Here is a 377-nt window from a genome sequence, read left to right on the forward strand (position 1 = left end):
ACTACATCGCCACCTACACATGGATCATATGGTGCTGTGTCCGTACCGTTTGGTGCGCCATCGCCATCACAATCTGCTGCTGCCCAAACAGAATAGTTTGGATCGGTTGGTTGTGGGTTTGTTGTTATGTCTGTATCACCAGCACATGGATCAAATGGATCTGTATCTGTGCTATTTGGTTCTCCATCACCATCACAATCTGCTGTTAACCAATCTCCACTTGGAGTTACTGTAACATCTGCTACGTTGTAATCACATGGATCGGTTGGATCCGTTCCATCAGGTCCTGCAGTACCATCCATATCTGGATCTACTTCTGTTCCGTTGATTACTCCGTCTCCATCACAATCGGATGTATACCAATCACTAGTTGTATC

At 45.6% G+C, this 377-nt stretch carries 1 pseudogene; it reads right to left on the reverse strand.

The features are described 5' to 3' along the window. Positions 1-377 (reverse strand): annotated as a pseudogene (locus ACVC3Y_RS05835) (hypothetical protein); the annotation flags it as partial.

It is taken from the genome of Lacinutrix cladophorae (assembly GCF_053604645.1).